Below are 24,718 nucleotides of genomic sequence, written 5' to 3'. Positions count from 1 at the left end.
TTTCGAGTACGATGCGGCCCCGCTACGAGTATATTCGCGACGGCAGCGCGATCTATGCGCGCTCGTTCGCCATGATCCGCGCGGAGTCCGACCTCGCCCGGTTCTCGGGCATCGCCGAGCGCGTCGTGGTGCGGATGATCCATGCCTGCGGCATGACCGACCTGCCGAAGGACGTGGAACTGTCCGAAACCTTCGCCGAGGCCGGCGCGCGGGCGCTCGCGGGCGGTGCGCCGATCCTGTGCGACGTGCGCATGGTCGCCGACGGCGTCACCCGCAGCCGGCTCCCCGCGAAGAACCAGGTGATCTGCACCCTCGGCGACCCGCGCGTGCCCGATCTCGCATCGCAGTTGGACACCACCCGTTCGGCCGCCGCAATGGAGCTGTGGCGCGAGCATCTGCCGGGCAGCATCGTGGCCGTCGGCAACGCGCCGACCGCGCTGTTCCGCCTGCTCGAACTGCTGGACGAGGGCGTCGCGCCGCCGGCCGCCGTGATCGGCATTCCCGTCGGCTTCGTCGGCGCAGCCGAGTCGAAGGATGCGCTCGCTCGCGACGGCCGCGTGCCCTTCGTGGTCGTGCATGGCCGCCGCGGCGGCAGCGCCATGACGGCGGCCGCCGTCAACGCGCTCGCCTGCGAGGTCGAGTGATGGAGGCGAACGCGCAGGTCGACGCCAGCGCGCACGAGGCCGACGCCGCTCCGCGCCTCGCCACGACCGGCACGCTCTACGGCGTCGGCATGGGACCGGGCGACCCCGAGTTGCTGACCTTGAAGGCGTTGCGCGTGCTGGAGCGTGCGCCGGTGCTCGTCCACTTCTGCAAGAAGGGCCGGCGCGGCAATTCCCGCACGATCGCCGACGCGGTCGTGCAGGACGCCGCCCGCGAGTTTCCGCTGGTCTATCCCTACACCACCGAGATCGCCCCCGATCACGTGGACTACGTGACGGCGCTGGCCGCCTTCTACGACGATGCGGCCGCGCGCCTCGCCGACCATCTCGGCGCCGGGCGCGACGTGGCGATCCTGTCGGAGGGCGACCCGTTCTTCTACGGCTCGTTCATGCATCTCTGGCGGCGGCTGAAGGGCCGGTTCCCGATCGAGGTCATCCCCGGCGTCACCGGCATGTCCGGCTGCTGGACGCGGGCCGGCACGCCGATCACCTGGGGCGACGACGTGCTCACCGTGTTGCCGGCGACTCTGCCGGAAGACAAGCTGCTGGCCCGCCTCGCCGAGGCGGACGCCGCCGTCATCATGAAGCTCGGCCGGCACCTGCCGAAGGTGCGGGCCGTGCTCTCGGCGACGGGGCTGCTCGCCCGCGCCGTCTATGTCGAGCGTGGCACCATGGCGGGGGAGAGCATCCTGCCCCTCGCCGAGAAATCCGACGACACGGCGCCGTATTTCTCCATGGTCCTCGTCCCCGGAGAGGGCCGCCGCCCGTGAGCCGCGGCTCCGTCACCATCGTCGGCCTCGGCCCCGGAGACCCGCGCCTGCTGACCGCCGCGGCGAGCGAGGCGCTGGCGCAGGCCGAAGACCTGATCGGCTACTTCCCCTATGTCGCCCGCGTGCCGGAGCGGCCCGGACTGGTGCGCCATGCCAGCGACAACCGGGTCGAGGTCGACCGCGCCCGCCATGCCCTGCAGCTCGCGGCCTCCGGCCGGCGCGTCGCCGTGGTATCGGGCGGCGATCCCGGCGTCTTCGCCATGGCCGCGGCCGTCTTCGAGGCCGTGGAGAACGGCGAGCCTGGATGGCGCGAGCTCGACATCGTCGTCGAGCCCGGCATCACCGCGATGCTCGCGGCGGCGGCGCGGCTCGGCGCACCGCTCGGCGGCGATTTCTGCGCGCTCTCGCTCTCGGACAACCTCAAGCCGTGGGATGTGATCACGTCGCGGCTGGAGGCGGTGTTCCGGGCCGACTTCGTGGTCGCCCTCTACAACCCGATCTCGTCCGCACGGCCCTGGCAGCTCGGCAAGGCCCTCGGCCTCGCCGCCGAGGTTCGTGCCGGCAGCACGCCGGTGATCTTCGCCCGCGCGGTCTCCCGCCCGGACGAGGCGATCCGCGTCATGACGCTGGATGCGGCGCGCGAGGCCACCGCCGACATGGCGACGGTCGTCATCATCGGCGCGTCCGGAACGCGGCTGATCGAGCGCGCCGAAGGGCTGCCGTTTGTCTACACGCTGCGGAACGTTCCGGGCTAAGCTGCCGCCTGCTTGGTGCTTTTCTCGGATAGGCGTGGCGAGCCTGAAGCGATCCCGAGCTGGCCCTCGGCGGTCAGTGAATCGGCCCTGGATCGCTTCGCTGCGCTCGCGATGACGGCGGAGGGCCTGAAGGCCCTGTTCAGGAACGATCGGGCTCCGAGCTGCGATCGAGCAGCCACGCCACCGCGCCTTTCACATCGGACACGGACGGCACCTCGGGCATCTCGGGCTGGCGGACGATGACGACCGGAAGCCCGAGTTCGCGTGCCGCCGCGATCTTGGCATAGGTCGCCGACCCGCCGGAATTCTTGGTGACGAGTACCGCGATGCCGGCCTCGCGCAGGAATGCGATCTCGTCCTCCAGGGCAAACGGCCCCCGCGCGGACATTTCCGTAAGTCTCGGAACCGGCAGGAGATCACCGATCGGCTCGATGGTCCGGGCGACGTAGTCGTGTTGCGGGGCGGCTGCGAAGGCGCCGAGTTCCTGGCGGCCGATGGTGAGGAAGACGCGGCGTGGGGCGGGCCCAATCGCGGCTGCCGCCGCCGCCATGTCGTCCACCTCGATCCAGGTGTCGCCCGCAATCCGCGTCCAGGGCGGCCGGCGGATGGCAAGGAGCGGTACGCCGGCACGGGCGCAGGCCGCTGCGGCGTTTCGCGAAATGATGGCGGCGAAGGGATGCGTGGCGTCTACGACGTAGGCGATGCGGTTATCGGCGATCCAGGCCGCCAGACCGTCGGCACCGCCGAACCCGCCGATGCGCGACGGCACGTTGGTCGTGACCGGATTGAGGGTACGCCCTGCGAGCGACAGGATGGGCGCCACGTCATGCAGCGGCGCCAACGCGCGCACCAGGGCGGAGGCTTCCGTCGTTCCGCCGAGGATCAGGACAGGCTGGCGGCCCTCGGCATCCGGCCGCACGTGCATTCGTCTCTCCTGCCTCCGTCTCGAGCGTCATGATTTCGTAGGAGCGGAATATCAAGGTTCCGCCTCATGCCTCGGCGCACCGAGTGCGAACGGCTCGTGCCGCGGTTGGGCCCGAAAAGATAGGCGCGCGAGAGCATCGCCCGGAAGGCCGATCGAGGCCGACCGGCACTCTTTCGCCATAGCCTGGATGATCCAAGCGCCGGGATCGCCCTACGCATTCCTGTCGAAATTCGCGAGCTGGTCGCGGCGCAGCTGGGGCTCCGCGGGGCGACCGCGCTATCGGACGCGGATACGACGCCCTGCTTGAGCAGGGCAGGCGTGACCGTTAAAAGGCGGGCACCCAGACAGAAAAAAAGGCCGCCCCGGTGAGGGAGCGGCCCAAGTCTAGGGAGGAAACGCCCAAGAAGGGCTGCGAGACCGCGACGCCATCGCGATCTCACTCAGCAAAGCTAAGATGCTGCGGCGCAGCATGCAACTATGGCTTAACGCATGACTGCTGCGGCGCAGACGCAGGTGCATGCAGTCAGATTATGCCTTTCGATCACGATCGAGCTGTTGAAGCAGCTCGGCCAGGCGGGGATCCAGCGCTTCGTCGATCACGGGTTCGTACATCGCCTGCAACTGCCGGCCGAGGCGCTGGCGGGTCAAAGCGTTCAGCATCGGCTGGGCTTCGGCATCTGGCACGGATGACGGGACTGGTTGGGTGGCATCGGTCATAGCTGGCTAGATTGCCTCGGACCGGCGCACGACAACCGGGGCGGACGTATGATGTCCTGATGCGCCCTTGCATTCCGCAACGTGATCGACCCCTTGCCTCCGGCCCGACAGCACGTCATCCCCCGACCACGAAACGGCAAGGAGCCGCCCGGTGGACGTTACGCAGATCAGCCATCACGACCTCGACGGCTACGGAGCCTGCATCGTCGCGGGCAACTTCGCGGATGTGAAGCGCGTGGTGCACGTCCCGCGCTATTCCGATGTCGGCGCCGTCCTGCAGGCGGAAGGCGAACGGCTGGCGAAGGCATCCGCCGCCGAACTCCTGCTCGTCACCGACCTCAGCCTCGAAGGCGACGCGGTCCGGTTCATCAAGGGCTTCGCCGCGGCAAACCTAAAGCGCCCGGAGGAGCGCCGGCATCGCCTCGTGGTCCTCGATCACCATGCCTCGTCCGTCGAACACCTGACCGCCCAGGGGCTGGCCGCCCTTGCGTCCGAGGCGGAGGGTGGGCCGGCCGTCTACGATGCAGGCGATCCCCTGGTCCACGTCGCGATCGACACCGGCCGTTGCGCGACGCGCATGGTCTTCGAGAACCGCGATCTCATCTCCAGCCGCGAACTCGAGACTGGGCTGGAAGGGCGGCTGGCCGCGCTCGTCTCGGCGATCGACGCCTTCGACCTCTGGCGCAAGCCCGATCCGGCCTTCCGGCAGGGCATCCTCGCCAACGAGGTGCTGTGGGAAAGCACGGCCGCCTACGTTCCGGCCGGACATCCGTGGCACGACCGTTTCATCGGCGACCTGCTGATGGCGATCGCCGGCGAGTTGCAGGCGCGCGTGCCCCCGGCCGAGATCGAGCTCCAGGTGCCGGCCCTCCGCAAGCGGGTCGTGGACGCGCTGCTCGCCGGCGAGCCCGACGATGATGGCGCGCTCACCACGCGGGCGAGGCTCCACGCCGCGCTGTCCCGATCGCCCGTCCTGTTCAGGACCCTCTCCGACGGCACCAAGCTCTCGTTCGGCCTGGACGGCGGCGTCTTCCAGTCGGTGTCGGATCACATCATGGAGCGCGGGGACACCGACCGTGTGATCAACGCGGCGCGCGGCGGCGGCATGTCGTTCCGCTCGAGGAACGGGACCGCTCTCGAAGCCGCCCGAAAGTTCAGGGGCGGCGGCCACGCAGATTCCGCAGGCGGCAAGCTGCCCAACGGATCCGCATTCTCGCTCGCCGACGCGGCCGCGCAGATCGAACCCATCCTCTGCCCGCCGCTCCCGAAGGAGTCGGACAGTCCGTTCGCGGCCTTGAAGGGCTGGAAGAGCTGAGGCCGGCACGGCTCCCGTCGACGACGGGTCCGTGGGCGAAGCGGCGTCGGGAGGATGGTCCGGCCCCGCCCTCCCGGCCGTTCACGGCGCTCAGCGCCGAACCGATCCTGCGGCAACCCGCCGCCGCGTGGATCGACGACGATCGGGTTGCGCATAAGTCGAGGCGATTGCCGAAGGCCGGCTGCCGCTGCTATCGCGGTCGGCGGAGGCGAACGGGGTCTGGTGGCCCTCCTGGTCTTCAAAACCAGTGGTACGCCAACAGCGTACGGTGGGTTCGATTCCCATCCGCTTCCGCCAGGATTATCGTCCGGCCGCTTTCTTCCGTCACGGCCGGCAGGAGCCGGCCGTCATTTCCCGCACTCGCCCTCGGCCTTCGGGTCGGCCTTGGCCATGTCGAAGCGGGTCACGGTCCCGTCGATGGCGAAGTCGCCGTAATCGAGATGGAGGCCGCCGCTGACGCCGTTCTCGTAGAGATCGAAGCTCAGGGTGTAGATCGGCATGCGCTCGCCCTCCCCTTGCGTGAAGTAACTCAGCGTCACCGGCCAGCGCCGCATCGTGGCCATCTCGCCCTCGCGCAGGGGCTTGTCGCGGTCGCTGCCGGCGGCGGCCGGCGTGGCGGAGGCCCGGCCGATCACGGCCAGCGTGTCGTAGACCTTGCGGCCATCGTCCGAGCCGTCGAACACCTTCACGGCGACGGTGGTCTCACCCTTTCGGGCCGCCTCGATCAACCGCAGCATGTGATGGCTCGGAAACAGCACGAGGCCGTCGGCCGTATACTGGTCGCGTTTCGGCTCTTTCAGTTTGACCTTGAGCGCCTCAGCCGAGGCTTCGGCGGTACCGTCGATCGGTGGGGACGCGGTTCCGTTCAGGACAGCGCCGGTCTTGAAGCGCAGGCTCTTGCCGTCGCCGGTCTCGAAAGTGGTGTTGCGCAGATCCGAGGTGCGGTCGCCGGCTTCGCCCGAGCCGATCACCGTCACCTGCCGGGTCTGGATCGTGTAGCCCTTGCAGGCGTCGCCCGCGAAATCGATGACGATGCGCCCCTGCGCGCTCTCGACGGCGCGGGTACCCTGGCTCTTGGCCAGCGAGAGATCGTAGACCGCGCGGTGGTTGGCGAGGCGGATCGGCGCCGCCTCGGGCGTCGCAGGCGCACCCTGCGTCGCCGCCGCGGCGGCGGGCATCGCGGACGCGACGAGGAAGCAGGCGGTCGCGAGGCTGGGGCGCATGAGGTCTCCCGAAGCGGTCAGGGGGGCGATGACGGGACGGCCGCCGATCGTTGCGAGAACCCGCGGCCGAACCGGCATGCAGAAGGTTCCGAGGGCTTCACATAGGCGTTCGACGGCGCCCGGCAAACCGGGCCTGCCGCTTCCCGACAATACTATCCGACCGGCACTGACAGCCGCGAAAACGACCGTTCTGCAACAGAATACGAAAATTGTGTCGCGGACACCGACTTTGGCCGGACTATCCGGCTCTTTCGGATCGCTCGAAATCTGCATTGTTTCACATGTGAATCGTGCGTGATGCGGACTTGACGCTCGAAAACCGGGCCTGAGGTTTATTCTCCTCGCGCGATCCGCTTTTCGCGTCTCCCTTTGCCGTTGGAAACCATCACGCCCCCCAACGCGACGCTTGCACCGGGATCGAGCCGTCCTGTAGGTTCGCCTTGTCTGCGGGGCGACACCCGGCGGACCATTCGACAGGTCGCCGGAACGCGCGTGGCGGGCTTGTTTTGCGTATCGCCGTCCAACACCACCGCGCGGAGCACCGGGCCATCGATGAGCGCGACTGAATCGGAGGGGGCCATGGTGGAAGCTGTCCCGAGCTGGACCGACGAGCGCGTCGAGTCGCTGCGCCGCCTTTGGGAAGAGGGCTTGAGCGCGAGCCAGATCGCCGCGCAGCTCGGCGGCGTCACCCGCAACGCGGTCATCGGCAAGGTTCACCGGCTCGGCCTCGCCGGCCGCGTCAAGCCAAACGGCGCCGCCGGACAGGTGACGGGCCGCAAGAAGCCCGGCCTCGAGGCGGAGGCCGCCGTCGTTCTGGCCGAAGAGCCGACGCTGCCGGAACCGCCGGCCGTGATCTCGCACCGGCCTGCACCCAATTTTCCGCTGGTAGCCCCGGTGGCGGTGGCCGAGCCCAACGGTCTGGCCGTCTCGGAGCGGGTCACGATCATGGATCTGCGGGAGTCGATGTGCCGCTGGCCCCTCGGCGACCCGACCTCGCCGGATTTCCGCTTCTGCGGCGGTCGCGCGATCACCGGCCTGCCCTATTGCACGGCGCATGCCCAGATCGCCTACCAGCCCGCGGCAGAACGCAAGCGCGACAGGCGCGTGGCCGGAATCCGCTGATTTTTCGAGGATGCCCGGCTGAGCTGCGCCGGGTTCCGCTCCATTCCGTCCTTGCTTCGCTGCGCCCGCGATGACGGTGGAGAGGCCTCGATCAGGCTGCAAAAAAGTGGCAACGGTTTCTTGCGCGGAGCCTGTTCTAAACTTTTGAATCGATGACGTTTTCTGCGTTTTGATCGATTCGATCAACACGCCGCGTGATCTACGCCTCCGAAAACATCTCGTCGAACGAGTAACCCGAGCCGCGCACGGTGCGGATCGGATCGTTCTGCTTGGCGCGGTTGATGGCCTTGCGCAGCCGGCCGACATGGACGTCGACGGTGCGCTCGTCGATGTAGACGTCGTGGCCCCAGACACCGTCGAGCAGTTGCTCGCGGGAGAAGACGCGGCCGGGGCTGCGCATCAGGAATTCGAGCAGCTTGAACTCCGTCGGACCGAGATGGATCTCGCGGCCCGAGCGCCGGATGCGGTGGCTGAGGCGGTCGAGCTCGATGTCGCCGGCCGCAAGCGTGCTGGAAACGTGCGCGGGCTTGGTCCGCCGTAGCAGCGCGCGCACGCGGGCCAGCAACTCCGGCACCGAGAACGGCTTGACGATGTAGTCGTCGGCGCCGGTGGCGAGACCGCGGACCCGGTCGCCCTCCTCGCCGCGCGCGGTGAGCATGATGATAGGCAGGCGCTCCGTCTCGCGCCGGGCGCGGATGCGCCGGCACAGCTCGATCCCCGAGAGGCCCGGCACCATCCAGTCGAGCAGGATCAGGTCGGGCAGCTGCTCGCGCAGCAGCAGGTCGGCCTCGTCGCCGCGCGTGGCGCAGACGACCTCGAAGCCCTCGGCTTCGAGGTTGTAGCGCAGGAGGGTGGTGAGGGACTCTTCGTCCTCGACGATCAGGATACGCGCGTTCATGGGTCGCCCGGCGGGCTCGTTTCGCTCCAAACCTTAGACGCTCGGCTCGACGGTCGCATAGTTCGACGCATCGTTCTTCGGACGTTCTCCCGCCAGCGTTTCCCCGGTGACGAGGTAATGGATCGTCTCGGCGATGTTGGTGGTGTGGTCGCCGATGCGCTCGACGTTCTTGGCGCAGAACAGGAGGTGCGTGCAGAACGAGATGTTGCGCGGATCTTCCATCATGTAGGTCAGGAGCTCGCGGAACAGCGAGTTGTAGAGCGCGTCGATGGCGCCGTCGCGCTCCCAGACGTCGTGCGCGGCATCGAGGTTGCGGCTCGAATAGGCGTCGAGCACGTCCTTGAGCTGCTCCTGCACGAGGTCGCTCATGTGCTCCACGCCGAGCACGATCTTCTGCGGCTGGGGCTGGTCGGCGATGGCGACGACGCGCTTGGCGATGTTCTTGGCGAGATCGCCGATCCGCTCGAGGTCGCCCGAGACGCGGATGCCGGAGATGGTCTCGCGTAGGTCGATGGCGAGCGGCTGGCGGCGCGCGATCAGCAGCACCGAGCGCTCCTCGATCTCGCGCTGGAGGATGTCGAGGCGCTTGTCGGCGGCGATGACCGCCTGGGCCAGCGCCGTGTCGCGGCGGACCAGCGCCACGGTGGCATCGGTCACCATCTTCTCGGCGACGCCGCCCATCTCGGCGATCTGGCGGCGCAGGTCTTCGAGATCCTGATCGTAGGACGAGACGATGTGGTCGGGCATGTCGAGGCTCCGGCGCGGGCCAAATCGATGAAGGGAAACCAGGCTCAGCCGAAGCGGCCGGTGATGTAGTCCTGGGTCTGGCGCTGGTCCGGGTTCATGAAGATCTTCGTCGTCGGCGCGAACTCGACGAGTTCGCCGAGATACATGAAGGCCGTGAACTGCGAGATTCGCGCCGCCTGCTGCATGTTGTGCGTGACGATGACGATCGTGAACTCGGAGCGAAGCTGCTCGATCAGTTCTTCGATGCGGCCCGTGGAGATCGGATCGAGGGCCGAGGTCGGCTCGTCGAACAGGATCACCTCGGGGCGCTGGGCCACCGAGCGGGCAATGCAGAGGCGCTGCTGCTGGCCGCCGGAGAGCCCGGTGCCGGCCTGCTTCATCTTGTCCTTGACCTCGTCCCAGAGCGCGGCCTTACGGAGCGCGTCCTCGACGCGGCCGTCGAGCTCGGACTTGGGCAGGCGCTCGTAGAGGCGCAGGCCGAAGGCGACGTTGTCGTAGATCGACATCGGGAAGGGCGTGGGCTTCTGGAAGACCATGCCGACGCGGGCGCGCAGCTCGTTGAGGTCGACCTTGGGGTCCAGCACGTTCTGGCCGTCGAGCAGGATCTCGCCGGTGGCGCGCTGCTCCGGATAGAGCGAGTAGATCCGGTTGAAGGTGCGCAGCAGCGTCGACTTCCCGCAGCCGGACGGGCCGATCAGCGCCGTGACCTGACGGTCGTGGAAGTTGAGGTTGACGTTCTTCAGGCCGTGGAACTGGCCGTAGTAGAAGTTCAGGTCCTTGACGGCGATGCGGACCGGCGCGGATTCGTTGGCCGGGTTGCGGCCGGCGAGCTGGCCGCTCATCGAGGTGGTCGGGCTCATGAGGTCAGAGTCCTTGGGCTGTTGCGGAGCGGGGCGCGGTCAGCGCGCCCGCGTGTCCTTGATGACGAGGCGCGCGACGATCGACAGCGCCAGGATGGTGACGGTGATGAGCAGCGCGCCGGCCCAGGCGAGGCTCTGCCAGTTCTGGTAGGGCGAGAGCGCGAACTGGTAGATCATCACCGGCAGGTTCGGGATGCCGCCGAGCAGGTTGGCGTTGAACCAGCTGTTGTTGTTGAGCGCGGTGAAGAGCAGCGGCGCGGTCTCGCCGGCGATGCGGGCGAGCGCCAGCAGGATGCCGGTGACGATGCCGGCCGACGCCGCCCGCCAGGTCACGCTCTTGATCACGTGCGAGGGCGGTGCGCCCAGCGCCACGCCGGCCTCGCGCATCTGGCTCGGCACCAAGCGCAGCATGTCTTCGGTGGTGCGCACGATGACGGGTGTGGCGATGATGGCGAGCGCCACGCCGCCGGCCCAGCCCGAATAGGTCCCCATCGGCCGCACCATCAGGGTGTAGACGAACAGGCCGATCAGGATCGAAGGGGCCGAGAGCAGGATGTCGTTGAGGAAGCGGATCAGGTCGGCGAGCCGCGAGTTGCGGCCGTACTCGGCGAGATAGGTGCCGGCCATCACGCCGACCGGCGTCGCGATGACGATGCCGATGACGGTGAGTACGAGGCTGCCGAGGATCGCGTTGGCGATGCCGCCGCCTTCCGAGCCCGGCCCAGGGGTCGGCTGCGTGAAGATCATCGGCGAGAAGCCCTTGATGCCTTCCACGATCAGCATCAGCAGGATCGAGCCGAGCACGACGATCCCGATGATCGTCGCCAGGGTGCTCCCAGCGATCAGGATCTTGTCGGCGACGCGGCGGCCGGGACGCACACGGTTGGCGCGCGGCGGGTACGCGGCGGCCGGGGCGGTGGCGAGGATGGGGTTGCGGGCGTCCATGGGTCGAGGCTCCCGGTGCTCAGGCGAGCTTCGCGCGGCGCGTCAGCAGCCGGGCGATGATCAGGACGATGAAGGTGATGACGAAGAGCAGGCAGCCCAGCGCCATCAGCGCGTTGAGCTGCATCCCGTCGGCCTCGTTGAACTCGTTGGCGATGCGGGAGGCGATGGTCGAGCCCGGATCGAAGATCGAGGCCGAGAGCCGGTTCGCGTTGCCGATCACGAAGGTGACGGCCATGGTCTCGCCCAGCGCCCGGCCGAGGCCGAGCATGACGGCGCCGATGATCGAGACCGAGGCCTGGGGCACCAGCACGTGGCGCACGACCTCCCAGGTGGTGCAACCGATGCCGTAGGCGCTCTCGCGCAGCACGGTCGGGATCTGGTCGAGCATGTCGCGGGTGATCGAGGCGACGAAGGGCACGATCATGATCGCGAGGATGATGCCCGCGGTGAGGATGCCGACGCCCGAGGGTACGCGGGCATAGAGCAGCGAGCCGACGATCGGCAGGCCCTCGAAGACGTTGGAGACCGGGGTCTGCACGAACCGCGCGAAGAGCGGTGCGAAGATGAACAGGCCCCACATGCCGTAGATGATGCTCGGCACCGAGGCGAGCAGCTCGATGGTCATCGAGACAGGCTTACGGGCCCAGCCGGGGCAGAGCTGAGTCAGGTAGATCGCGATACCGAGCGAGATCGGCACGCCGATCAGCAGTGCCAGGAAGGCGGAGGCGAGCGTACCGATCACGGCGACGAGGGCGCCGTATTGCTCGGTGCCGATGTTCCAGGCGCTCGAGGTGATGAAGCCGAAGCCGAACTCGCGAAACGCCGGCCAGCCGCCGTAGATGATCGAGCCGAGGATGCCGGCGAGCACCAGGAGGACGAGCAGCGCGGAGCCGAGGGACGCCGCCTGAAAGGCGCGGTCGAGGCCCTTGCTGGGGCCCTTGCGGACCGACGCTGTCTCACGGGCCAAGGCGAGGGATTGGGTCAACGCGGTCATCCGCTGGAGCTCTTCAATGCGGGGGCGTTTAGCGCGGGTTGAGCGGGCTGTCCCCTCTCCCCACAGGCCTCGGGCTTGCCCGAGACCTGAACCTTGGTGCCAAAATCGGGCATGCCCGATTTTGGTTGGGGAGAGGATGGCCCCTGCGTCGGCAGGGGTCGGGAGAGGGGAGCGCGTTATCCGGAGAGTGCGGAGCCGCCCCTCTCCCGCCTCGCATCCGCGAGGCACCCTCCCCCGCAGTGGGGGGAGGGTTGAACCGTCTCACATGCCCGAGACGGGCTTCCCGTCCTTGCCCTTGATGCCCTTCCACTCGTCGTGGATGAGCGCGACGACGTTGTCCGGCAGCGGCACGTAGTCGAGGTCGACGGCGAGCTTGTCGCCGTTCTTATAGGCCCAGTCGAAGAACTTGAGCACGTCGGCGGCCTTGGCCGGGTCGGCCGGCTCCTTGTAGACCAGGATGAAGGTCGCGGCCGTGATCGGCCAGGCATCCTCGCCGGGCTGGTTGGTCAGCGAGATGCCGAAGCCGGGCTGGGACTTCCAGTCGGCGCTGGCGGCGGCGGCCTGGAAGGCCTTGTCGTCCGGCTGCGGGTACTTGCCGGCCTTGTTCTGGATCAGCGCGTAGCCGAGCTTGTTCTGCTTGGCGTAGGCCGATTCGACGTAGCCGATGGCGTTCGGGACCTGCTTGACAGTGGCGGTGACGCCCTCGTTGCCCTTGCCGCCCTGCCCGGCCGGCCAGGAGATCGTCGTCGCGGCCCCGAACTCCTTCTTCCAGCCCTCGGAGGCCTGGGAGAGGTAGGTCGTGAAGATGTTCGTCGTGCCCGACGCGTCCGAGCGATAGACCGGCGTGATGTTGGCGGCGGGAAGCGTGACGCCCTCGTTCAGCGCGGCGATCTTCGGATCCGACCACTTCAGGATCTTGCCGGCGTAGATGTCGGCGATGATCTCGCCGGTGAGCTTGAGCTTGCCCGGCTCGATCCCGGCGATGTTCACGACCGGAACCACGCCGCCCATGACGGTCGGGAACTGGACGAGGCCGTCCTTCTCGAGCTGCGCGCCCTTGAGCGGCGCGTCGGTGGCGCCGAAATCGACGGTCTTGGCCTGGATCTGCTTGATGCCGCCGCCGGAGCCGATCGACTGGTAGTTCAGGCCCGTGCCGGTATCCTTGCGGTAGGCTTCGGCCCACTTCGAATAGACCGGGAAGGGGAAGGTGGCGCCCGCGCCGGTAATGTCGCCGGCAAGAGCCGGGGCGGCGAGCTGGAGGGTCGCGAGACCAAGGGCCAGCGCGAAGGTGAAGGGTTTCACGTGCATCTCCGTGTCTGTCGGGCGAACGGCCGCGGCGCAGTCGCCAGGCTGTCCGGGCTTCTGCCCTGCCCGTTTCGGCAGTGCGGCATTAGCCTCTCGACGAAGCCGGCCATATGACGACGACATGACACGCCGATGACATGTACCGGCAACGCTCAGGAACGCGTGCGGACGATACTGGAACGTCGTCCCGAAAAGGCGCTGCCGGTCGTCGGCAAAGCCGATGCTTTAAAAGGCTGAGCTCTCCGGCGATCATGCCGACGTCCCCGCTGTCGGATCTTCAGCCAAGCAGCGTCGGTGACCGGCTGCCGTGTCATGCTCTTGGACGGCGTCATGATCGCCCCGTGGCGGGGGATGTCGATATGCGATGACGGTCGGAAAAATCTGGCGTCATCGAAAATACGAACCGCTTCATGCATCCGCGCGTTGCTTCTCGTCAGGTCCGACGATGGCGATTGCGTGCGGGTCCAAATGAGCGAGTATCGCTGTTCGTGAGGCCGAGTCTCGTGAGGCCAAGTGTGGAGAAGTTCGACGTGGCGGCAAAACCGCCATCTCCCGTCGACGGCGTCGTGCCGGTCGATCCGCCAGACGCGGCCTTTCTCGCCCTGCACGGCGAGCGGGAAGCGCTCGAGCGTGAGCTGACGCTGGCTCAGCAACAGCAGCGGTTCGGAACCGACGACGCGGAGATTGCGGGAGCACACCGACGCGAGGCGTCGCTGCTCAAGGATCTCGACCGTGTGATGACGTTGATCCGGGCCGCCGAGTATCGGCGCCAGCCCGGTGCGCGACGCTGGTAGAGGCCGATCAGAGCAGGCTGCGAAAAAGTGGCAACGGTTTTTCGCGCGAAGCCTGCTCTCAACTTTTGAATCGATCACGCTTTCTGCGTTTTGATCGATTCGATCAAAGCGTAGCGTGATCTATGCGGCGGAGCGCCGCTGATCCCGCTCCTTGTGCCGAAGGCGCAGCAGCAGATCGATCTGGGCGTCGGGGATCGGTTGGGTCTCGACCGCGCCCTCGTAGACGGCCCGCAGGGCGGTGCCGAGACGTTCACGCGTCTCACCGCTGAGAGCGGGATGCCTCCGCTCGGAGCCGGTGGCGTCGGTCTGCCGCGCAAACTGTGCCATGGACGGAACCCTGATTCTGCTCTTCGGTGCGGTTAACCACCGCGCGAAAATATCGCCTCGGACCAAACTCGCCGGACATGGTTAACAAAGGTTTATCGTTAAGGTTATCTTTTTGTCGCGGCCTGGATCAAACCTCCGACGACTGTAGCAATCTGGCCGCAGCCGCGCGGGCCTCGTCGGTAATTGTCGCGCCTGCGAGCATCCGGGCGATTTCTTCCCGCCGGGCCTCGCTCGCCAGCGAGGCGACGCGGGTGGCAACCCGGTCGGCACCCCGCACGGCGTCCTTGGCGATCAGGAAATGCGTGTCGGCGCGGGCCGCGACTTGAGGGGCGTGGGTGACGGAGACCACCTGTACCCGCTCGGATAGTCGCGCCAGGCGCGCTCCGATGGCGTCGGCGACGGCGCCGCCGACGCCGGTGTCGATCTCGTCGAAGATCAGCGTCGGGGCCGAACCCTTGTCGGCGAGCACTACCTTCAATGCCAGCATGAACCGTGAGAGCTCGCCGCCCGAGGCGACCTTCATCATCGGCCCGGGCTTGGTGCCGGGATTGGTCTGGGCGTGGAATTCCACGCGATCGATGCCGGCGGTGTCTCGTGACTCCGGATCGACGACGATCTGGGTAATGAAGCGGGCGCGCTCCAGCTTCAGCGGCGGCAACTCGGCCTTCACCGAGGCGTCGAGGGACTTTGCCGCGCGTGCGCGGCCCTCGCTCAGGGTCTTGGCTGCCTTGGCGAAGAGCGACTCGGCCTCGTCGAGATCGCGTTCCAGGCCGCCCAAGGCCTCCTCGCCGGCGTCGATGGCGGCCACATCCGCCTCGTAGCGGCCGCGCAGCATCGCGAGGTCGTCGGCGGCGACGTCGTATTTCCGCGAGGCGGCGCGGAGGGCGAACAGCCGTTCCTCGGCTCGCTCCAATTCGCGCGGGTCGAACTCGGCCTCGAGGATCGCGGCGTCGATGACGGCGCGGGCCTCGTCGAGGGCCGTGAGGGCGGCATCGAGCGCCGCGACGCACGGCTCGACCAGGGTGGGGGCTTGGCCCGCACGCCGTTCGAGCTTGCGCACGGCCGAGGAGAGATGCGCCGCGCCCGCATTCGGGCCGCCGACCGCGTCCAGCGCTTCATGCAAGTCGCGGGCGATCTTTTCGCTCTGCTGCATCACGGTGCGGCGCTCGGCCAGCGCGGCCTCCTCGCCGGCCTGCGGATCGAGCGTCGCGAGTTCGTCGACGGCGTGGCGCAGGAAGTCGGCCTCCTTGCGTGCGGCCGCGACGCGGGCGCGATGCTCGCCGAGTTTTTCGCGCGCGGCGCGGACGCGCTTCGCTGCCTGAGCGGTCGCGGCGAGCGGCTTCTGGAGCCCGCCGAAGGCATCGAGGATGGCGCGGTGCGTGGCTGGGTCGGCGAGCGCGCGGTCGTCGTGCTGGCCGTGGATCTCGACGAGCGCCGTACCGATGGCGCGCAGCACCTGCACGCCGACCGGCTGGTCGTTGACGAAGGCGCGGGTGCGGCCGTCGGCGAACTGCGTGCGGCGCAGGATCAGGTCGCCCTCGGTGTCGATCTCCGCTTCCTGCGCGATCTTGCGGGCGGGGTGGTCGAGGGGTGCGTCGAATACCGCGGTCACGCCGCCCTGCGGCTGGCCGTGGCGCACGAGGCCGCCGTCGCCGCGGCCGCCCAGCGCCAGCGCGAAGGCGTCGAGTAGGATCGACTTGCCCGCACCGGTCTCGCCCGTGAGGACACTCAGTCCTTCGGAAAAGTTCAGCGCGAGCTTGTCGATGAGAACGATGTCGCGGATCGCGAGCTGGACGAGCATGCCGCGCGGCGGGACCAAGCTGTGAAAGGACGTCGCTGTTTAGAGCGCGCTCCGCCTAAGTGGAACCCGGTTCGGCGTGAGAGCGCGCGACAAGGCGTAATACCGGAACCAACGCAGAACTCACGCTCAAAATGAGAAAGGCGGAAGCGTTCCCGCTCCCGCCTTTCCAGATCCCGTGAGGCGCCCTGCCTATTCGGCGGCGGCGGTGCGGCCGATGACGCCGCGGTAGATCTTGGAGAGCCACGAGCCCTTTTCCTCGCGCGGCTCCAGGCCGCCGGTCTGCAGGAGCGCGAAGGCGTCCTTGTACCAGGGGCTGTCCGGGAAGTTGTGGCCGAGCACGGCGGCGGCGGTCTGCGCCTCCGCGGTGATGCCGAGCGCCATGTAGGCCTCGGTCAGGCGCTCCAGCGCCTCCTCGGCATGGCGGGTGGTCTGGTACTTCGAGACGACATCGCGAAAACGGTTGATCGCGGCCGGGAAGTTGCGCTTCTCGAGATAGTAGCGGCCGACTTCCATCTCCTTGCCGGCGAGCTGGTCGCGGGTGATCTGGATCTTGGCCTTCGCGTCCGCGGCGTATTCCGACGTCGGATACTTCTGGACGAGCTCGGTCAGGGCGACGAGCGCCTTCTCGGAGCGGTCCTGGTCGCGGGTGACGTCGGGGATCTGCTTGTACTGCGACATCGCCATCAGATACTGCGCGTAGGCAGCATCCTTGGTGGCGGGATGACGCTGCAGGTAGCGCTTCGAGGCGCTGATCGCGTCGTCGTATTTCTGGCCTTCGTAGTTCGAATAGGCCGTCATCAGCAGCGCCTTGCGGGACCAGTCCGAATAGGCATAGCGCTTGTCGAGGTCGTCGAATTTTTGGGACGCGATCTCGAAGTTGCGGTCCTCGAGATTGGCCAGGCCCTCGCTGTAGAGCTTGTCCGCCGGAATGTCCGCCTGGACTTCGGGCTTGTACTTCTCGGCGAACCAGTTGCTCGGGTCCAGATTGTCGAGAAAACCGCAATAGCCCGGGGTCGTGCCGAGCAACATGAGCGTGGCCGCAAGGGTGACGCTCTTCACGGTGGCGCTCTTAACGCCGTTACGGGCAAAGGTCAGAGGCATCCCTGTCACGTCCTCTCACGGGAGCGACCTCTACGGGCCGGGATCCCTACGCCATCATGTCGCCGGACGAGCGGCAGGATGCCGTCTCTCGCCGTTCACGTGACTTTAACCGTGGCTATCGATTCGGGCGCGAAAGCGGCGGCGATGGGGCGGAGACGGTGTCGTCCCCAGTCGCGGCCCAGTGTGTCTTGCGAGTTACAGATCGGCCGCGAAGGCGGCGATGCCGAGGCCGGCGCCGAGCTCCACCAGGGAGGTCTCGCGGCGCGTGTTCTGGGCCTCGATGATGCGGTAGTTGGCGCGGTCCGAGAACAGGGCCGAGAGGACGCCGACATTCATGCGGTGGCCACCGCAATAGGAGCGGTATGCGCCCTGAAGCGGCAGGCCGGCGAGCGCGAGGTCGCCGACCGCGTCGAGGATCTTGTGGCGGACGAATTCGTCGGCGAAGCGGAGGCCCTCGGGGTTGACCACGGAGTTCTCGCCGACGGCCACGGTGTTCTCGAGGGAGGCGCCGAGCGCGAAGCCGGCTTTCCAGTAGCGCTCGACGTCCTTCATCATGCCGAAGGTGCGGGCGCCGGCGATGTCGCGGCGGTAGCTCGCCGGGGTGAGGTCCATGGCCTTGCGGCTGCGGCCGATGACCGGGCTCTCGAAATCGATCTCGACGTCGAGGCGGAAGCCGCGGTCGATCGGGCGGAGTTCGGCGAAGGAGCGGCCGACCTCGATGCGGACCGGGCGGAGGACCTTGATCCAGCGCTTCGGAGCGGAGCAATTCGCGAGGCCGACGCTGTCGATGGCCCGTACGAAGGGAAGCGCGCTCCCGTCGAGGATCGGCATCTCGGGGCCGTCGATCTCGACGAGGACGTTGTCGAGGCCGAGACCGTAGAGCGCCGACATCAGGTGCTCGATGGTGGCGACCGCGCCGCTCTCGACGTCGCCGATCACGGTGCAGAGTTCGGTGGCCGACACGCAGGCGTGGTGGGCCTTGATGAGCCGGTCGTTGCCGTTCGGCATGCCGGTCCGGAGAAAGCAGATCCCGTCGTTGGCGGGAGCCGGGTGGAGCGTGATCTCGACCGGATTGCCCGAATGGACACCGATCCCGCTCAGGGAGATGGACGCCTTCAGCGTCGTTTGTTGGTTCGTCCGCATTCCCTTAGCCCTCGGGCAGGACCCGGCCCACACACCCTCGAACGAGAGCGTACCGCCTGAAAAGTCCGTCCGCTGCTTGAAGCCCCTGCGAGCGCTAACCGTCCGAAAACCGTCGCGCCTTTTTCGTTCCGGGGAAATTTATAGCTGCGCTGCAAACGCTGGCCAAATCACGGTTTCTTACGTTCTGTTACAGCCACGGTTCCGCCACAAAGTTTCAAAAGCGGAAATCTTTCAAGGACTTAACGCATAGTTAAGCCCGGGACCTTTCGGTCCCGGGCCTGTGGCGCAAAAGCTTCAGCCGAACGGTGGATCGGCGCTCAGTTGGCCTGCCGGCGCAGGAAGGCCGGGATTTCGAGGTGGTCGTCGTCCATCAGCCGCGGCTGGGGGGCGACTCGGCCCTGCGCGTCGAGGTTGCCCTGGGCCGGGCGGTACTGCGGAGCCTGGACCACCGGAGCGCGAGCCACGGGAGCCTGCGCGACCGGGGCGGCGGGCTGACGCATCTGCGGCAGCGGCGCGGCCTCGGCTTCCTCGCGGCGTCCGCCGAAGCCGACCGTGGCGAGGCGGCGCAGCAGGGACATCCGCTTCGAATCCTGCTCGGGCTCGGCCTGAACCGGGGCCTCGCCGCGATTCTGACGGATCTGAGCCTGCGTGTGGGGCGGCAGATCGGAGATCTGCGGCATCCGCGGGGCGCGGGCGACCTGCGGGCGCGGCGGCACGAACGGGCCGGCCTGGAGCGGCGCCGCCTCGGGAGCGGGCGCCTGGGCCTGGGGCTGCTCGTAGGACATCTGCGTACGCGGGGGGGCCTGCGTCAGCACGACGTCGTCACGCCCCACCGGCGCCGGGGCTGGCTCGGCGGCGACGGGCTGCGGTGCGGGAGCCTGGATCGCCGGTGCGGCGGTCTGGAAGTCGGAGATCGGGCGCGGCGTCTGGGCGATCTGCGGAACCGGCTGGGCGGCGCGGATGCGGGCCTCGGCGCGGAGCTTCTCGGCGACTTCGGCGATGCGCTGCTCGGTCTCGGCGACGACCATGTTGTTCGGCGAGTTCGCCGAGATCAGGGCCGGCTCGATGCCCGTGGCGACCACCGACACGCGGATGATGCCTTCCAGGCTCTCGTCGAAGGTGGCGCCGAGGATGATGTTGGCCTCGGAATCGACCTCCTCGCGGATGCGGGTGGCGGCCTCGTCGAGCTCGTAGAGGGTCAGGTCGGCGCCGCCGGTGATCGAGATCAGCAGGCCGCGGGCGCCCTTCATCGAGACTTCGTCGAGGAGCGGGTTGGCGATGGCGGCTTCCGCGGCGCGGTGCGCGCGGTTCTCGCCGGAGGCCTCGCCGGTGCCCATCATCGCCTTGCCCATGCCGCGCATGATGGCGCGGACGTCGGCGAAGTCGAGGTTGATCAGGCCTTCCTTAACCATCAGGTCGGTGATGCAGGCGACGCCCGAATAGAGCACCTGGTCGGCCATCGCGAAGGCGTCGGCGAAGGTGGTCTTCTCGGTGGCGACGCGGAACAGGTTCTGGTTCGGGATCACGATGAGGGTGTCGACGGCGGCCTGAAGCTCGGCGATGCCCGAATCGGCCGTGCGCATGCGGCGGGTGCCCTCGAACTGGAAGGGCTTCGTCACGACGCCGACGGTGAGGATGCCCATGTCGCGGGCGGCGCGGGCGATGACGGGAGCCGCACCGGTGCCGGTGCCGCCGCCCATGCCGGCGGTGATGAAGCACATGTGCGCGCCCGAGAGCTGGTCGCGGATCTCGTCCATGACCTCTTCGGCGGCGGCCGAGCCGACTTCAGGGTGCGAGCCGGCGCCGAGGCCCTGGGTCACGCCGAGACCCATCTGGATCACGCGCTCTGCCTTCGAGGAGGTCAGCGCCTGGGCATCGGTGTTGGCGACGACGAACTCGCAGCCGAGCAGGCCGGATTCGATCATGTTGTTGACGGCGTTGCCGCCGGCGCCGCCGACACCGAAGACGGTGATGCGGGGCTTGAGTTCCCGGATGTCCGGCGCCTGCAGGGAGATGGCCATGGTGTGAAGCCCCTTCAAACTCTTAGCTTTGGGTGTGCGCCCTGGAGCGCCCGGTTCGTTGTCGATCGGCCATCCTCGCGGGCGGCCGGGTCAGTCCGTTTCAGAAGCTCTCGCCGATCCACTGCTTGAGCTGGTCGAAATATCCGCCCGTCCCGGTCGCCGCCAAAGCGCGCTGCCGGCGTGGCTCGAAGTGCTCCGCATGGGCGACCTGCGGGTAGACCAGCAGCCCGACCGCGGCCGAGAAGCTCGGCCCCTTGGCCGCCTCGGGCAGGCCGCGGATGCCGAGCGGGCGCCCGATCCGGACCTGTCCCTGCATCACGCGCCGGGCCGTCTCCGGCAGGCCGACGAGTTGGCTCGCGCCGCCCGTCAGCACCAGCCGGTTGCCGGCCTGCGCCGCGTAGCCGGCCTTGCGCAGCCGGTCGCGGACGAGTTCGAGGATTTCCTCGACCCGCGGCTTGATGATCCGCACGAGCTGCGAGCGCGGAACGTGGCTCGGCGTGTCGCCCTCGTCCTCGCCGACGCCGTGGACCGCGATCATGTCGCGTTCGTCGGACGGCGTGGAGATGGCCGAGCCGTAGAGCGTCTTGAGGCGCTCGGCCGCCGCGACCCGGGTCGAGAGGCCGCGGGCGATATCCATGGTGACGTGATGGCCGCCGACCGCGATGGCGTCGGTGTGGACGAGGTGTCCGCCGGAGAAGACGCCGACGCTGGTGGTGCCGCCGCCCAGGTCCACCACGGCGCAGCCGATCTCGGCCTCGTCGTCGACGAGGACCGACAGGCCGGCGGCGTAGGGCGTCGCGATCACCGCCTCGACGCCGAGATGGCAATGTTCCACCGCCAGCATCAGGTTGCGGGCCGCGGCCGCCTCGCTGGTGACGACGTGGAGGTCGACGCTCAGTGCGTTGCCGATCATGCCCGACGGGTCGATCACGGCGCCCTGCCCGTCGAGGGCATAGCCGGTGGGGAGAGCGTGCAGAACGGCGCGGCCGGTGCCGACGCCGTGGGCGCTGGCCGTCTCGAGCACGCGCTCGACATCGGCGCCGGTGACGGTGCCGGAGCGGACGTTCACGCGCGCCTCGAAACGCTGCGAGGCGAGCCGGCCGCCGGACATGTTCACGATGACCGACTGCACCTCGACCTTCGCCATCCGCTCGGCGGCATGGACCGCCTGGCGGATCGCGTTCTCGGCGGCTTCGAGGTCGACGATGGCGCCGCCCTTGAGGCCGACCGAGCGCTGGTGGCCGATACCGATGATGCGGGCGATGTGGGTGCGGCCGCGCAGGGTCGAGAGGCTCTCGATCGGCTGCAGCTCGGCGATGAGGCAGACGACCTTGCTGGTGCCGATGTCGAGCACCGACAGCGTCGCGCTCCGGCGGGCTGAGAGAGGCTTCATACGCGGCGTGAGGCCGTGGTGGGATTGCATGGGACGCTTACCGAAGGGAGGACGCTGCAACGGGGTCGGCGGAAACGAGACGGCTCATGTCGCGGTCCCCTTCTTCGTCTTCTTACGTGCCTCCGCGCGTGCCGCGGCGGCCTCCTCTGTCAGTCGCAGCACCACGCGGTCGGCGAGGCGCAGGTCGACCGCGATGATGTCCTTCTCCAGGAGGCGGTTCTTCCGCTCCAGTTCGACCAGCCGGGCCAGCGCTTCGCCCGCACCGGTCTCGGGCAGGCGGATGTCGACGCCGTCGAGCTTCAGCGTCCAGCGCCGGCCGGAGACGTAGCTGCCGGCCTTGACGCGCTCGCCGAGCGGTCCGGCGGCGTCGATCAGGCCGAGATATTCCTGCAGGTGGACGTTGGCGTCCTCGCCGACCACGAGCGGCAGGTTGGCGTAGCGGTCGTCGCGCATCTCGTCGATGACGGTGCCGTCGGCGGCGATCACCCGGATCTCGCCGTTCTTCTGCCAGAGTGCGGCGGGTTCGCGCTCGACCTGCGTGATCACGATCTCGTTGGGATAGAGCTTGCGCACCGACGCCGTGGCGATGAGCGGCACGGCCATCAGTTTTTCGCGGACCTGGGCGACGTCGAGGAAGGGCACGGAGGTGCGCCAGTCGATGCCGGCAGCCTGCATGACCTCGCGCTCGTACATCCGCGAGAGGCCGGAAATGGTGACGCGGTCGACGCCGAAACCGGCGATGCGCGCTGCGATGTCGAGGGGGCGGCCGTTCTCGGCGACGAAGGCGTCGTAGCGACCGCTGGCGACGAAGCCGAAGACGGAGAGCGTGGCGATGGTGCCGGCGATCAGCGCAACACCGAAGCCGCGCGGGATCCGTGCCTCGATCGGCAGGGACGCCCGGTAGCGGCGGGACCGCAGCGCCGGCTTCAGGACACCCTGGAGCCGGCTCGCGATCGCCGAGGGGAAGCCGGCGCCGTCCGGATGCCCGGCGGCGTTCAGCGTCCCAGAGAGGCGTCCTCCACCATCCATCGAACGAGCTCACCGAAACTCAAGCCCGCATGGGCTGCCATCTCCGGCACAAGGCTCGTCGGGGTCATTCCGGGTTGCGTGTTGACCTCCAGGACGACGAGGGCGCCGGTTCCACCCGGCGTGTCGTCGTATCGAAGGTCCGCACGGCTTACGCCCCGGCACCCGAGTGCTTGATGCGCCGTTAACGACAACTCTTGGACACGCTGGTAAACATTTGGTTTAATTTCGGCCGGGAGGACGTGGATCGACCCCCCCTCGGCGTACTTCGCGTCGAAGTCGTACCACTCCCCCGAAGCGGGCTTGATCTCGATGACTCCGAGTGCCCTGTCGCCCAGCACGGCGCAGGTCAGCTCGCGGCCCGCAACGTAAGTCTCCACAAGGACTTCCTCCCCGTAGACCCACTCGTCCGAGGCGAGGATCTGAGGCGGATGCGAGCGCCCGTCACGCACGATGATGACCCCCATGGAGGAGCCCTCGGCGATGGGCTTAACCACGTATGGCGGAACCAGCGCGTGTGACTTCGCTGCAACGTAACGGTTAACGACGCGGCCCTCGGGGACGGCGACGCCTGCGGCATGCATCACCGTCTTGGCGCGCTCCTTGTGCATCGCCAGCGCCGAGGCGAGGACGCCGGAATGGGTGTAGGGAATCTTCAGGATTTCCAGAAGGCCCTGGATGGTGCCGTCCTCGCCGGCCGGGCCGTGCAGGGCGTTGAGCGCCACGTCGGGCTTCAGTTCAGTCAGCACGGTCGCCACGTCCGGCCCGACATCGACCGGGGTAACCCGGTAGCCCTCGCCTTCCAGCGCCGCGACGCAGGCATTGCCCGAACTCAGCGAGATTGGCCGCTCGGAGGACCAGCCGCCCATCAGGACGGCGACGTGCTTGGGCATGGGTGGGCTCCGAATGACGCCGTAAGGCTTGGAGGATGTGACTGGGTCAGATTGCGTCGGCTGATACGCCGATCCGCTTGATCTCCCAATGCAGCGCGTAGCCCGAGTGTTCGCGAACGCGTCGGCGCACCTCCTCGCCAAGCCCCTCGATGTCGGCCGCGGTGGCCCCATCGCGGTTGATCAGGAAGTTGCAGTGCATCTCGGAGACCTGCGCGCCGCCCCGCGTCAGCCCCCGGCAGCCGGCGGCGTCGATGAGCTGCCAGGCCTTGCCGCCGTCCGGGTTCTTGAAGGTCGAGCCGCCGGTGCGCTCGCGGATCGGCTGCGCCGCCTCGCGGGCCGCGGTGACGCGATCCATCTCGGCTTCGATGGCTTCGCGGTCGCCCGGGCGACCGCGATAGAGGGCGCTCGTGAAGATCACGTCGTCGGGTGCGGAGCAGTGACGGTAGGAGAAGCCCATTTCGGCGTGGCTGAAACTGCGCAGGTTGCCGGCGCGGTCCACGCCACGCACCTCGAGGAGAACGTCGGTGGTCTCGCCGCCATGGGCGCCGGCGTTCATGCGCAGCGCGCCGCCGACCGAGCCGGGGATGCCGCGGTAGAAGGCGAGCCCGTCGAGACCCGCCTCGGCCGCGGCTTTGGCGAGTCGCATGTCAGGCACGGCGGTGCCGGCCCGCAGCGTATCGCCGTCCACCGCCACCGAGCCGAAGGGTTTTCCGCCGAGCCGGATCGTTACGCCGGGAATGCCGCCGTCGCGCACGATCAGGTTCGAGCCGAGGCCGATCACCGTAACGGGCACGGCCGGATCGAGCGCACCGAGCAGCAGCGCCAGATCCTCCTCGTCGGCCGGGCTGAACAGCACCTCGGCCGGACCGCCGACGCGGAACCATGTCAGGTCGGCGAGCGACTGGTTGGCGATCAGGCGGCCGCGCAGGGCAGGCGCGGCGGCGCGGATGTCGTCGATGAGTGACGCGGTCATCGGGGTTC

At 68.3% G+C, this 24,718-nt stretch carries 24 protein-coding genes and 1 tRNA gene; 7 read left to right on the top strand and 18 right to left on the bottom strand.

The window, feature by feature from the left end; genetic code table 11:
- Nucleotides 1-11 precede the first annotated feature (11 nt).
- Genes FV217_RS06390 through cobJ form a run of 3 tightly spaced genes read left to right on the top strand, consistent with a single transcriptional unit; the run spans nucleotide 12 to nucleotide 2,187 of the window.
- Nucleotides 12-644, top strand: a complete 633-nt coding sequence (locus FV217_RS06390) for a precorrin-8X methylmutase (RefSeq protein WP_147816140.1) — start codon at nucleotides 12-14, stop codon at nucleotides 642-644.
- Nucleotides 644-1,432, top strand: coding sequence for a precorrin-2 C(20)-methyltransferase (locus tag FV217_RS06385; protein ID WP_147816138.1), 789 nt, complete (start codon nucleotides 644-646; stop codon nucleotides 1,430-1,432). Before FV217_RS06390 ends, FV217_RS06385 begins: the two co-directional genes overlap by 1 nt.
- Complete coding sequence (gene cobJ / locus FV217_RS06380) at nucleotides 1,429-2,187, top strand: precorrin-3B C(17)-methyltransferase (protein ID WP_147816137.1); 759 nt, start codon at nucleotides 1,429-1,431, stop codon at nucleotides 2,185-2,187. The genes FV217_RS06385 and cobJ overlap by 4 nt, the downstream gene beginning before the upstream one ends.
- Before the next feature lie 139 nt (nucleotides 2,188-2,326).
- On the opposite strand, the gene FV217_RS06375 is transcribed toward cobJ, so the two are convergent.
- A complete protein-coding gene (locus tag FV217_RS06375; RefSeq protein ID WP_147816135.1) occupies nucleotides 2,327-3,112 on the bottom strand; it encodes a cobalt-precorrin-6A reductase in 786 nt (261 codons plus the stop codon).
- Nucleotides 3,113-3,640: 528 nt separating this feature from the next.
- Complete coding sequence (locus FV217_RS06370; RefSeq protein ID WP_147816133.1) at nucleotides 3,641-3,829, bottom strand: hypothetical protein; 189 nt, start codon at nucleotides 3,827-3,829, stop codon at nucleotides 3,641-3,643.
- 151 nt (nucleotides 3,830-3,980) lie between these two features.
- Here FV217_RS06370 and FV217_RS06365 point away from each other — a divergent pair, with 151 nt between their 5' ends.
- Both FV217_RS06365 and FV217_RS06360 read left to right on the top strand, forming a co-directional pair.
- The gene (locus FV217_RS06365; protein ID WP_147816131.1) at nucleotides 3,981-5,144 is read left to right on the top strand and encodes a dimethylmenaquinone methyltransferase; all 1,164 of its coding nucleotides are present in this window, start codon (nucleotides 3,981-3,983) and stop codon (nucleotides 5,142-5,144) included.
- A 204-nt stretch (nucleotides 5,145-5,348) separates the two neighbouring features.
- Nucleotides 5,349-5,441: transfer RNA gene (locus FV217_RS06360), tRNA-Sec, on the top strand.
- 50 nt (nucleotides 5,442-5,491) lie between these two features.
- Here the strand turns inward: FV217_RS06360 and FV217_RS06355 are convergent.
- A complete protein-coding gene (locus FV217_RS06355; protein WP_147816129.1) occupies nucleotides 5,492-6,367 on the bottom strand; it encodes a cell envelope integrity EipB family protein in 876 nt (291 codons plus the stop codon).
- Nucleotides 6,368-6,946: 579 nt separating this feature from the next.
- Here FV217_RS06355 and FV217_RS06350 point away from each other — a divergent pair.
- Nucleotides 6,947-7,489 (top strand): GcrA family cell cycle regulator, encoded by a 543-nt coding sequence (locus FV217_RS06350; RefSeq protein WP_147816127.1) that lies wholly within the window; start codon nucleotides 6,947-6,949, stop codon nucleotides 7,487-7,489.
- 199 nt (nucleotides 7,490-7,688) lie between these two features.
- Here FV217_RS06350 and phoB read toward each other — a convergent pair whose 3' ends face one another.
- From phoB to pstS, 6 genes are all read right to left on the bottom strand, one after another.
- On the bottom strand, nucleotides 7,689-8,387 hold the full coding sequence (gene phoB, locus FV217_RS06345) for a phosphate regulon transcriptional regulator PhoB (RefSeq protein WP_147816125.1): 699 nt from the start codon (nucleotides 8,385-8,387) through the stop codon (nucleotides 7,689-7,691).
- 33 nt (nucleotides 8,388-8,420) lie between these two features.
- Complete coding sequence (phoU, locus tag FV217_RS06340; RefSeq protein ID WP_147816123.1) at nucleotides 8,421-9,134, bottom strand: phosphate signaling complex protein PhoU; 714 nt, start codon at nucleotides 9,132-9,134, stop codon at nucleotides 8,421-8,423.
- Nucleotides 9,135-9,178: 44 nt separating this feature from the next.
- Nucleotides 9,179-9,994, bottom strand: a complete 816-nt coding sequence (gene pstB / locus FV217_RS06335) for a phosphate ABC transporter ATP-binding protein PstB (protein WP_147816121.1) — start codon at nucleotides 9,992-9,994, stop codon at nucleotides 9,179-9,181.
- 39 nt (nucleotides 9,995-10,033) lie between these two features.
- Nucleotides 10,034-10,939, bottom strand: a complete 906-nt coding sequence (gene pstA, locus FV217_RS06330) for a phosphate ABC transporter permease PstA (RefSeq protein ID WP_147816119.1) — start codon at nucleotides 10,937-10,939, stop codon at nucleotides 10,034-10,036.
- 19 nt (nucleotides 10,940-10,958) lie between these two features.
- Nucleotides 10,959-11,933 (bottom strand): phosphate ABC transporter permease subunit PstC, encoded by a 975-nt coding sequence (pstC, locus tag FV217_RS06325; RefSeq protein ID WP_147816117.1) that lies wholly within the window; start codon nucleotides 11,931-11,933, stop codon nucleotides 10,959-10,961.
- Nucleotides 11,934-12,194: 261 nt separating this feature from the next.
- Nucleotides 12,195-13,235: a phosphate ABC transporter substrate-binding protein PstS gene (pstS, locus tag FV217_RS06320; protein WP_147816115.1), complete on the bottom strand. Its 1,041-nt coding sequence runs from the start codon at nucleotides 13,233-13,235 to the stop codon at nucleotides 12,195-12,197.
- A 533-nt stretch (nucleotides 13,236-13,768) separates the two neighbouring features.
- On the opposite strand from pstS, the gene FV217_RS06315 reads away from it, so the two are divergent.
- The gene (locus FV217_RS06315) at nucleotides 13,769-14,032 is read left to right on the top strand and encodes a hypothetical protein (RefSeq protein WP_147816163.1); all 264 of its coding nucleotides are present in this window, start codon (nucleotides 13,769-13,771) and stop codon (nucleotides 14,030-14,032) included.
- A gap of 120 nt (nucleotides 14,033-14,152) precedes the next feature.
- On the opposite strand, the gene FV217_RS06310 is transcribed toward FV217_RS06315, so the two are convergent.
- From FV217_RS06310 to murB, 9 genes are all read right to left on the bottom strand, one after another.
- Nucleotides 14,153-14,359, bottom strand: coding sequence for a hypothetical protein (locus FV217_RS06310; RefSeq protein WP_147816113.1), 207 nt, complete (start codon nucleotides 14,357-14,359; stop codon nucleotides 14,153-14,155).
- A gap of 127 nt (nucleotides 14,360-14,486) precedes the next feature.
- Nucleotides 14,487-16,160 carry a DNA repair protein RecN gene (recN, locus tag FV217_RS06305; RefSeq protein ID WP_147816111.1) on the bottom strand — a complete coding sequence of 558 codons (1,674 nt, stop codon included), beginning with the start codon at nucleotides 16,158-16,160 and terminating at the stop codon, nucleotides 14,487-14,489.
- Nucleotides 16,161-16,349: 189 nt separating this feature from the next.
- On the bottom strand, nucleotides 16,350-17,189 hold the full coding sequence (locus FV217_RS06300; protein ID WP_147816161.1) for an outer membrane protein assembly factor BamD: 840 nt from the start codon (nucleotides 17,187-17,189) through the stop codon (nucleotides 16,350-16,352).
- Between the two features lie 267 nt (nucleotides 17,190-17,456).
- The gene (lpxC, locus tag FV217_RS06295) at nucleotides 17,457-18,404 is read right to left on the bottom strand and encodes a UDP-3-O-acyl-N-acetylglucosamine deacetylase (protein ID WP_147816109.1); all 948 of its coding nucleotides are present in this window, start codon (nucleotides 18,402-18,404) and stop codon (nucleotides 17,457-17,459) included.
- A gap of 317 nt (nucleotides 18,405-18,721) precedes the next feature.
- Nucleotides 18,722-20,425, bottom strand: a complete 1,704-nt coding sequence (gene ftsZ / locus FV217_RS06290; RefSeq protein ID WP_147816107.1) for a cell division protein FtsZ — start codon at nucleotides 20,423-20,425, stop codon at nucleotides 18,722-18,724.
- Between the two features lie 100 nt (nucleotides 20,426-20,525).
- Nucleotides 20,526-21,848, bottom strand: a complete 1,323-nt coding sequence (gene ftsA, locus FV217_RS06285; protein ID WP_147816105.1) for a cell division protein FtsA — start codon at nucleotides 21,846-21,848, stop codon at nucleotides 20,526-20,528.
- A 54-nt stretch (nucleotides 21,849-21,902) separates the two neighbouring features.
- Nucleotides 21,903-22,847, bottom strand: a complete 945-nt coding sequence (locus FV217_RS06280) for a cell division protein FtsQ/DivIB (protein ID WP_147816103.1) — start codon at nucleotides 22,845-22,847, stop codon at nucleotides 21,903-21,905.
- A complete protein-coding gene (locus tag FV217_RS06275; RefSeq protein WP_147816101.1) occupies nucleotides 22,814-23,737 on the bottom strand; it encodes a D-alanine--D-alanine ligase in 924 nt (307 codons plus the stop codon). Before FV217_RS06275 ends, FV217_RS06280 begins: the two co-directional genes overlap by 34 nt.
- A 46-nt stretch (nucleotides 23,738-23,783) precedes the next feature.
- Nucleotides 23,784-24,710, bottom strand: a complete 927-nt coding sequence (gene murB / locus FV217_RS06270; protein ID WP_147816099.1) for a UDP-N-acetylmuramate dehydrogenase — start codon at nucleotides 24,708-24,710, stop codon at nucleotides 23,784-23,786.
- Nucleotides 24,711-24,718: the final 8 nt, after the last annotated feature.

This window comes from Methylobacterium sp. WL9 (assembly GCF_008040035.1).
Classification (GTDB): Bacteria; Pseudomonadota; Alphaproteobacteria; order Rhizobiales; family Beijerinckiaceae; genus Methylobacterium; species Methylobacterium thuringiense.
This window is presented reverse-complemented; position numbering and strand designations above follow the sequence as displayed.